Source organism: Oligella sp. HMSC09E12, assembly GCF_001808505.1.
In the GTDB taxonomy this organism is placed as follows: domain Bacteria; phylum Pseudomonadota; class Gammaproteobacteria; order Burkholderiales; family Burkholderiaceae_B; genus Oligella; species Oligella urethralis.
The window spans coordinates 1-9188 of sequence record NZ_KV793590.1 but is presented as its reverse complement, the minus strand read 5'-3'; the positions used below and the strand labels follow the sequence as shown (position 1 = coordinate 9188).

General features: G+C 45.5%; 9 protein-coding genes. 4 read left to right on the top strand and 5 right to left on the bottom strand.

Annotation, left to right across the window (positions count from 1 at the left end):
* Window positions 1–161: 161 nt before the first annotated feature.
* The 5 genes from efeB to HMPREF3179_RS08025 all read right to left on the bottom strand — a co-directional run bounded on the left by efeB (window position 162) and on the right by HMPREF3179_RS08025 (window position 4225).
* The gene (gene efeB / locus HMPREF3179_RS08045; RefSeq protein ID WP_018027417.1) at window positions 162–1448 is read right to left on the bottom strand and encodes an iron uptake transporter deferrochelatase/peroxidase subunit; all 1287 of its coding nucleotides are present in this window, start codon (window positions 1446–1448) and stop codon (window positions 162–164) included.
* Between the two features lie 3 nt (window positions 1449–1451).
* A complete protein-coding gene (locus tag HMPREF3179_RS08040; protein ID WP_070470563.1) occupies window positions 1452–2372 on the bottom strand; it encodes an EfeM/EfeO family lipoprotein in 921 nt (306 codons plus the stop codon).
* A complete protein-coding gene (locus HMPREF3179_RS08035) occupies window positions 2344–3201 on the bottom strand; it encodes an FTR1 family iron permease (protein WP_018027415.1) in 858 nt (285 codons plus the stop codon). Before HMPREF3179_RS08035 ends, HMPREF3179_RS08040 begins: the two co-directional genes overlap by 29 nt.
* A 21-nt stretch (window positions 3202–3222) precedes the next feature.
* Window positions 3223–3546 (bottom strand): cupredoxin domain-containing protein, encoded by a 324-nt coding sequence (locus tag HMPREF3179_RS08030; RefSeq protein WP_048767603.1) that lies wholly within the window; start codon window positions 3544–3546, stop codon window positions 3223–3225.
* A gap of 121 nt (window positions 3547–3667) precedes the next feature.
* Entirely contained in the window at window positions 3668–4225 is a 558-nt protein-coding gene (locus tag HMPREF3179_RS08025) for an iron transporter (RefSeq protein WP_018027412.1), read from the bottom strand.
* 298 nt (window positions 4226–4523) lie between these two features.
* On the opposite strand from HMPREF3179_RS08025, the gene HMPREF3179_RS08020 reads away from it, so the two are divergent.
* Genes HMPREF3179_RS08020 through HMPREF3179_RS08005 form a run of 4 tightly spaced genes read left to right on the top strand, consistent with a single transcriptional unit; the run spans window position 4524 to window position 8780 of the window.
* Complete coding sequence (locus HMPREF3179_RS08020; protein ID WP_048767602.1) at window positions 4524–5318, top strand: TonB-dependent receptor plug domain-containing protein; 795 nt, start codon at window positions 4524–4526, stop codon at window positions 5316–5318.
* A 15-nt stretch (window positions 5319–5333) separates the two neighbouring features.
* Entirely contained in the window at window positions 5334–6533 is a 1200-nt protein-coding gene (locus HMPREF3179_RS08015; protein WP_081606615.1) for a TonB-dependent receptor domain-containing protein, read from the top strand.
* A gap of 19 nt (window positions 6534–6552) precedes the next feature.
* Window positions 6553–7383, top strand: a complete 831-nt coding sequence (locus HMPREF3179_RS08010; protein ID WP_018027409.1) for an SAM-dependent methyltransferase — start codon at window positions 6553–6555, stop codon at window positions 7381–7383.
* Window positions 7380–8780, top strand: coding sequence for an APC family permease (locus HMPREF3179_RS08005; RefSeq protein WP_070470561.1), 1401 nt, complete (start codon window positions 7380–7382; stop codon window positions 8778–8780). Before HMPREF3179_RS08010 ends, HMPREF3179_RS08005 begins: the two co-directional genes overlap by 4 nt.
* Window positions 8781–9188 lie beyond the last annotated feature (408 nt).

Here is a 9188-nt window from a genome sequence, read left to right as displayed (position 1 = left end):
AAATCAAGTTACACAAAATACCTTACACCCTCTTACCTTGACCCTGCGGCAAGCCCTGACTTTACATTAGGGCTTTTAAGGATTTGCCTGTTGACACCACGTAACGAGACGGGCACAAACAACGCTCTCAATCGCTCACTGCAGAGATACCTTGACTCACACTAGCCCTTCATCAAGCCTTGGCCTAGATAGTTATCACCGCCTTCCATCCCCGGCAAAACAAAATAATAACCACCCCCAAAGGGCTTAATATAGCGCTCCAAGGGCTCACCGTTAAGCCTTGTTTGAGTATGAATAAAGCCTCGATACAAGTCATTCTGAAATGCTATGAAGATCAACCCCATATCCAAAAGCCCAGAGGCATGCACCCCTAGCGAGTAACTAAAACTGCGACGTCTCATCTTAGAGACATGGCGCTCGGGATCGCGCGGCTCGGCCCGACGCATATGTGAATCATACAAAATGCGGTCTCCATGCGGGTCTTTTAGTAGCTCTGGATCGTCAAACTCACCCTTCATACCAATCGGCGCGCCACTACGCTTATCCCTGCCAAAGTCGTTTTCCTGATCCTCCAACGGCGTGCGATCCCAAAACTGCAAATTAAAACGAATTAGTCGCACCGCCATATATGATCCGCCCTCGCACCAACTCGGCTCCTCTTGTTTAGGCGTAACCCAGACTAAATCATCCATCAAAGCAGCGTCCTTGCTGTCGGCATTACCCGTACCGTCCTTGAAACCAAATAAATTAATCGCCGTCTGCCCACGGTCAATATCACGGGCTGGTAGGAAGCCGTCAATCTTCCATACTGGTGACATATAGCGCTCGGTATGTCGCACGATATCGCGTAACGCATAAATCACACTCTCACGACTATTGGCACAAAACTGCAGTAGTAAATCACCGCCCACCCAGCTAGCCTCTAAACGATCATTAGGAAAGCGAGCCATCTCCATCAAATGCTTAGGCTTACGGTCCTTAAGACCAAAGCGATCGTCAAATAACGTGTGACCGACCGCCACGGTAACCGTTAACAAATCAGGCTCTAATTTACCGCCTAAGATCCCAGACTCTGCCGGTGGCAAGCGATCATCCTCATCCACCGGAATCTGTTGAGGTGCTGTTAAATAACTAATACGGCGTGAAAGCACCCTAAACAGCTCATCCAGCTCCTCGACTGTATCAATGGTTAGATTAAAAGTAATAACTATCGCTTCCTTGTGATCTGGTGTAATCACGCCCTGCTGATGCGGCCCATGCGCATCAATATAGCGAGCGTAATTTGGCATACAGCTCGTGTTATCGGCAGTTCGTGTTGCGTCCTTGGCAAAGGCGCTATGCGTTGCTGCCGCCCCCAAGGCACTCATCCCCACCCCCAACTGCCCAAATCGGCGTAATACATGACGACGTGAAGAGGAAAAATGACGGCGCTTGCGATGGGTTGACATAATCTACTCCGACTTATACTTAAAATACACTTCAATATCCAATAAAGCGCGTAGCTCAGCCAGCTGCTGAGCCTGCTCCGTAACGAGGGAATAGAGACGCGCCTTATCAGCTGCATTTAGCTGATTAAACTGTTTAAAGCCCTCGCCCTCACGATAGTTATCCATAATGTGTTGAATGCGCTCAAAAACAGCAGTGATATTAGCCATCACCGGCTCATCAATAAAGGGCGCTAATAAGCTCACCACCTGCCGCGAGCCATCAATATTAGCTTGTATATCCGCCAAATCGGAGCCCGCATATTGATTTTCGATGCCGAGCAACTTCTTTTCCAAAATCATTTCCATAAAATCGGCGGCCGATTGCACTAACTTAGCAATCTCCAGCGTTTCAATAGCAATGCGCTTATTTACATCCCGTAATTGATACAGCAAATCCTGCGTATATCGGATCGTCTTTTCCTCATCAGCAAGCACGAAAATATCATATTCGACACGATGATAGCCTTTGAAATTTGGATTCGCCTCGCGATCCAGATAATAATCTGCCCGCGTATTGACCACATCATCAATAAAACCAAAAGACTGTAATGCCGGACGAATCCGCTCATAAGCTTGATGCGCCCTAATGTAATGTGGCTTCGCCTCAGCCAACGCAGCGCTCTCCGCCAACTCAACGATCATCGTTAATTCCGCAATCGACTCCTCAATCGCAGATGCCATATACTGCATATACGCCTCAATGGCTGGTATAAACTTCTGAGGGGTAGGAATATCACCTTTGGCCGCGGTAGCATCCCCCGTATTCAGCACTGGGGCGCGTATCGCGTGCGCTGGCATCACCTGCACCAGCAAAGCGGCGACTAACAATGTTAGACTCGCCGCTTTAGCTGGACGATTAAGCCACTTCAACTCGTTGTATCTCATGATGATTAGGCCGTTTAAAAATAAACACAACCAGCGCCCAAAACACCACAAAGACAATCACATTGAGTAAGGTCGGCTGGTCACGGTAAGCAAAAAAGGAACCCGCTAAATTACCCACAACACTTGAGGTACTTAATAGCGCAGAGCTATCCCATAACTCGCTATAAGTCCATGCTGGTAGCAATTCAATATAATCACTCTCCACCAGCAAATTAACAACATCCTCAACCGCGCGCATCAGCAGTGACAGACCTAAAAATAAGAGCAAAAAGCCGGTCACATTAAAGAACTTCTTCCATGACACCACGCGACTCGTCAAAATAAATAAGTAAAAAGTAGCTAATGATGCGAGTAAGCCAATCGCCACCTCGGTAATAAAAGCCAGACTATTTTGCGCATTAAGTGCCATGATCTGCGCCGATAAGAAAACCACAATCTCTGAACCCTCGCGTGCAATGGCCACTAAAATCACAAACAAGGCGCCCCACCAAGCATAGCTCTCGCGGCTTTTGACCATCTCACTCTCTATCGCCGATTTCATATGGCGAGCGTTTTTGTGCATCCAGTAAACCATTTGCACAATTAAAACGCATGCGATGATTTGCATAATGATCATAAAGATCGTTTGTGGCGCCCCTTCTAAGGCACTAAACACCCCATAAATCACCAATGCTAAAATCACTGCCACCAGTATGCCGAGCAGTACCCCGCCCCACAAGTAACGCATACAACTGCGATCCTCCTGCTTAGCCATCCATGCATAAATAATACCGATGACCAGCAAGGCCTCAAAACATTCTCGCCATACGACAAACGCAACTTGACCCATGGTGACACTCCCTTTAATAATTTACTTAACGATTAACTTGCCCTTAGGTTTATCTAGATGAAAGTCATCAAAAAAGTCATATTCACCAGGCTTTTTAGGAGCAATCACCACTACCGAGGTCACCCCCGGCGCCAAAACCTTTTCCTTGCGCAATTGCAGACTCTCAAACTCTGCTGGACCGGTACCAATATTTGTCACCTCAATACGGATAATGGTATTGGCTGGCGCCTCTAACACCATCGGAATCAAATCACCGTCCTTCATTTGCAACTGCACCGTGTGCTTTTCTTTACCCTTAGCCATGACGGGCGAAGCGCTTAAGAAAAAGGACGTGATTAATGCCATTAAAAGAAATACTATTTTTCTCATTGGACTACCTATTCAAAAAAAGAAAAAGCTCACAGACCGACCGCTAGCGGCTTCCTGTGAGCTTAAACACTGAGACTACGCCCTCCGGGCGCAGTGCTTAGTAACTACCCTTACGTCCGGTACCGCTGTAATCAAACTCCCAAGACACATCAAAAGGCCGGAACCACGGACCAACACCGGTCTCCTTATCAATGTGGCGACCCATTTGATTTGGGTTAGGAGGAGAAATATTAAACGTCACTTTGTACTTGCCGTGACCGTCTAATTTGACGTTATCCCCATAGTGTGGACCATCACTTGCGACCATCATCATAAAATGACCGTCATGATTGAAGTTACTGCCACCATCAACCTTTTTGATGTTATAAGTGATGTTCAGATTAGGAATCCAATCACCTTCAGCAAAGCCGTTAGGGTTACCATCCAGCGCATGAATATCAGCCTCTAAGTGAATATCGGAGTCCTTAGCAGGACGATGCTGGTGCTCCGGCTCTACGCCCTCATTATCCATCGTGATGGGCTGTAAATAAACACCCACGATTTCCATACCATCTTTTAGCACAGGCTCACCTACTGGATACTCTTGTGCATTTGCCGCTGAAGCAAATAATAAGGCGGTCGCACTAGCTAGTAACGCATTGCCAATTAACTTCATATCTAACTCCTCTTTGTTAATATTAAGAATGATTCTCATTATTAATATACTCTCCTTCACTTGCCCTTTCAATAGGTAATTTGTAAAAAAAATCAGTGAGTTATTAGCGCTAACATAAAAAACCGAGGGCTGTATACACGCCCTCAGCCCCCACACGTTAGCAAGCATATTTATATAAGTTTTAAATGATTAAATAACTTGACACTCACCTCAATCTAAATGATAATTATTATCGATTATTACTTTGGGTAATAATTATATTCTTTTTGTCTATAAGTGTTTTTACTAAATTAATTCCATGTCAACAAAACCTTCTTTATTATCGCTATGCTTAATGGGCGGCCTAGGGAGTATTAGTGCCTTTGCTCAGGCCCAAACTAATACCGCTGAGTCTGCCGAAGTATTCCAGCTTCCTAATGTTGTTGTGACCACTACGGAACCTGCCACACAAAAAACGATTAGTCGTGATGATATACAGCTAAAACAAGCAAACAGTATTGCTGACGTCTTATCTAATGAACCCTCCATTAGTGTGGGCGGTGGCGCCCGAAACGCACAACGCTTCTACTTAAGAGGTATTGATTCAGGCAACTTAAATGTCACTATTGATGGTGCTACACAAGGTCGCAGCTTACATCAACACCGAGGTAATATTGGTAGCATCGATCCTCAATTATTAAAACGAGTCACCATTCAACCAGGCCCTAGAGCTGATGCGGGACCGGGTGCCTTAGGTGGTAGTGTGCGCTTTGAAACAGTGGATGCTCAAGACTTATTAAAAGGCGATCGCAAAGCCGGTTTTATCGCAAAAACGGGCTACGCCACCGCTGATAAAGCCAAGCAAGGTGGGCTTACTTTGTACGGCTTAGTGGCTGATCGTATTGGTCTATTAGCCCATATTGGCGCTGTTAATCGTGAAGACTACCGCGAAGGGGGTGGTCAACGAACCCCTAACTCAGCAGGTCAAGATAGAGACTATATGCTTAAACTCAGTCTTATTGAGCAATACGGTCATAGCTTAAGAATCGGTGCCTCACGCAGCCAAAATACAGGGCTTTATCTATTTGGATCGATAGGTAGCGATATGGGCTAACCGCCCGAAAATTCAATTCCTTCACGTCAACGGATACAACGCAACACCTATACGCTTGAACACCGTTTTAACCGTGATGACATTGCCTGGTTGGACTGGAAACTCAATCTCTATGCTAATCGCAATAAACTCACCGATTATCAAGCTAACCGCTCAGCTAAGACCAATGCCTATGGCGGTAGCGCAAAAAACACCTTCAAAGCAGAATATGGTGATCTTTATAATCAACTCACCGTTGGCGCAGACTATCATTATGAAGAAGGAGAAACCAATGGTCTAATGGGACCACGCTTTCTTGGAACCAAAAAGAAAACAACCGATAGTAAAAACCTCGGTCTCTTTATTCAAAATGAATTACAGTTCAAACGACTTCGTGTAGGCGCTGGCCTTCGCTTTGACCGTTATAGCACTGACTACGGTCCCTACCATATGAGCGATAGTCACTTCTCACCTAATATCAGTGCTGAACTTGAATTAGCTTATGGCTTTAGTGTTGACGCTAGCCATGCTCGCGCCGTCCGTGGGAGTGGCAGCATACCCATGGGCTTTTTAACGCGGGTCGATGATAAGACGAACTTCAATAATGGCCAGCCCTTAAAAGCAGAAAAGTCCAAATCAACCGAGTTTGGTTTAAGCTTCAAAAAATCTGGCGTATTTACTCAATATGATGCACTTAGTGCGAGAGCAAGTTATTTTAATACCCATATCGATAATATGATTGAGTGGGTCGGTGGTGGTATGACATATCCTGCCTTTATCCGCAATATGCCGGGTACCTTAAGAACAAAAGGTTGGGATATCCGCCTATCGTGGAGTATTCCACAATATCAAACCACGCTTGCCTTAACCAAAGCGGACGTGACAGCTGATGGCAAACCCTTAGGGGTAGTACGCCGCAAAGGTGCAGCCTTGGGCGATCGCCTCACTTGGAGCCATCGTTGGCAAGTAAATGAGGAGATTAGCCTTGCATATCATTTAAATGCTGTACGTCGCAACAAAGATGTTCCAGGTAGTTCCATCGAACGCCCTGGCTATGCACTGCATGATATTCAAGCACAATGGGAGCCGAAGGCAGTACCTGGGCTTAGCCTTAACTTTGCCGTCCACAACCTAACTGATAAGCGTTATAGCAGCCACACCTCTATTGCTTTTAGAGACTCTGTTCTAATGGAGCCCGGTCGTGATTTTCGCTTCACCCTTCGCTATCAGTATTAATTCATAAGGACGTAGAGTTATGAGCAATTACCGTAAACAAGCAACCACACTGTTTAAAAGGCTAAGCTCCCTGCTTATCCTATGCTTAGCCATACCGACCGCTGCTGCCAGCAACGGACAGCTAAGTTTAATCAGTATGGGCATTGGTGATGCTGACAACATCACCGTAAAGGCACTACGCACCTTAGAAGCGGCCGATATTGTATTCGGCATGCAGGTAGTGATGGATAAATACCCTGATTTACTGGCGGACAAGGAACTCCATGAGGCTGGGCATGGCCTATTTACATCGATGAAACAACCAATGTCAGCCTCAGAGCTTAAGGCTTTTGAGGACAAAAACCGTCAAATTATCCGCGAGGCCATCGCCAATGGCAAAAATGTCGCCATCATTGATTATGGTGACCCACTTGTGTATGGACCGCAAAGCGGGTATTTAGATGAGTTTCGCGATCTATCACCGCAGGTCATTCCCGGGATCTCCAGCTTTAATGCTGCAAATGCTGCCCTCGCCACGAGCATTACCAGTGGCAAAAGCAGTCATTCAGTAATACTCACAGCAGCAATGAATGCGGATGAAAACTATCAGGGGAGTGATTCGCTAGCGACATTAGCTGCGAGTAAAAGTAGCTTGGTATTTTTCACAATGAAAATGAACCTACCCGAAGTTGTTGCTCAGCTAAAAACACATTATCCCGATGAGACACCCATCGCGATTGTTAATCACGCTGGTTCAGCAGAACAGCAGCAGGTCATCAAAACGACTCTAGGCACCTTATTAAAGGATACTGATGAGGGTGAAAAACTACCCTTTGAACACCTTATCTACGTTGGTGACTTTCTTCAATGAGTGACCCCCAACAAGCACCTAAGCTAACTGCTCAAATTGGCTTGGGTGCTGCCATTTTATTGGTGATTGCCAATATGATCGGTACGGGTATTTTCACCACCTCCGGTTTACTTTTAGCGGAGCTTAATCATAGTAAGGCGCTCTTTATCGCTTGGGCGATAGGCGCGCTTTTTGCGTTAAGTGGCGCTCTTTGCTATGGTGAACTGGGCGTTATGATGCCTAAAGCGGGCGGTGAATATGCCTATTTACGAGAAGCCTTTGGCGATCTTATTGGCTTTATGGGTGGCTGGATTTCGTTGATTGTCGGATTCTCTGCGCCCATTGCTGCCACTGCGATTGCTGTAGGCGTCTATCTCTTAGGGCAAGATGCCTTAGCGATTGGTTGGCGCTGGCAAATAAACCAGTATGACCTCATCACCATCAGCCCTATTACCTTAATTGCTATCGCTACGGTGCTTTTTTTCAGCTATGTGCATAGCCGTAATGTTAGGTGGGGACTGAATATACAAAGCATATTAACCATCGTTAAGTTGAGCTTTATCATCCTCTTAATAACCGCACCCTTTGTGCTTAATTGGCCAAAAGCCAGCTCTTTATTACAAAGCGCCATTCATTATGAGGAAGGTCATTTAAATAAGCTCTCCTTTGCGGTGGCGCTCATTTATGTCTCATTCGCTTATAGTGGGTGGAATGCGAGCTGCTATTTAGGCTCAGAGATCAAAAATCCTCAACGTAATCTTCCCCTCAGCATCTTAGTAGGCACCATCATTGTTAGCATCATTTATTTATTGCTGAACTTAAGCTTCTTTGCTGTGATACCAATCGAAAGTATAAAAGGGGCGATTGATGTAGCAGCACTAGCAGCACATGCGCTCTTTGGCCCACAAGTTGCTAAGGCTTTTGGGATCATCGTCGCAATTTGTCTATTATCCGCCGTTAGCGCTATGGTTCTCGTGGGGTCGCGGGTGTACTACGCGATGGCTGTCGATGGCCTCATTCCAATACGTGTCGAAGATAAGTTAGAGGATAAACAGCCGCCTAAAACCGCCATTTATATACAAGCGCTTATTACTATCGTAATGATTTTAAGCGGCAGCTTTGAGTCTTTGCTAATTTATACGGGCTTTTTACTTTCACTCTCAGCAATGCTTACCGTCATCGCGTTAATCGTCTTACGCCAACGCATTGGACCGCCTTCCAGAGGCTATCGTACCTGGGGCTACCCCATTACGCCCATCTTATTTATTGGCGCTAATCTATGGATCGTGAGTTATAGTGTGGCCGCTCGCCCTATCATCGCTTTGTGGGGCCTCGTTTCCCTATTCATTGGACTACTGCTCTATTACCTCATAAAAATAACCCAACGCAAAAACGTGAGGCTATCTTCAACTCGCTAGAGAGCAAAGGAGGCTTTCTCTATGTCCTATCATTGACCGTAATGCGCTAACAGCTCTTAAGCGTCCATCGTGGTGTTGGTGATATAGAACCCTTTAAACCATACCAAGCCGCAGCGCTCTTGTACCTCTCCATGCTCATGTTGACTTGCTTTTCTTCTCACGAAGGAACATAAAGCGACACTCTATACAGCTTAAAATGCCTCCACCTTAAACTAAGTCTATTAAAAAAGGAGTCCAATATCACATTGCTCCCCTATTTTTTAATTTATTTGTTGTTAAGGGATCGCTTTCTGAAATTTTCACTTATCACATCTATAGTAAATATGCGATAATAACTAAAGCCATAAGAACTATAAAAAAGCTTTAAGCAGTGTTTGAGCCTGTAAATAATTTTGTGTAACTTCCTTT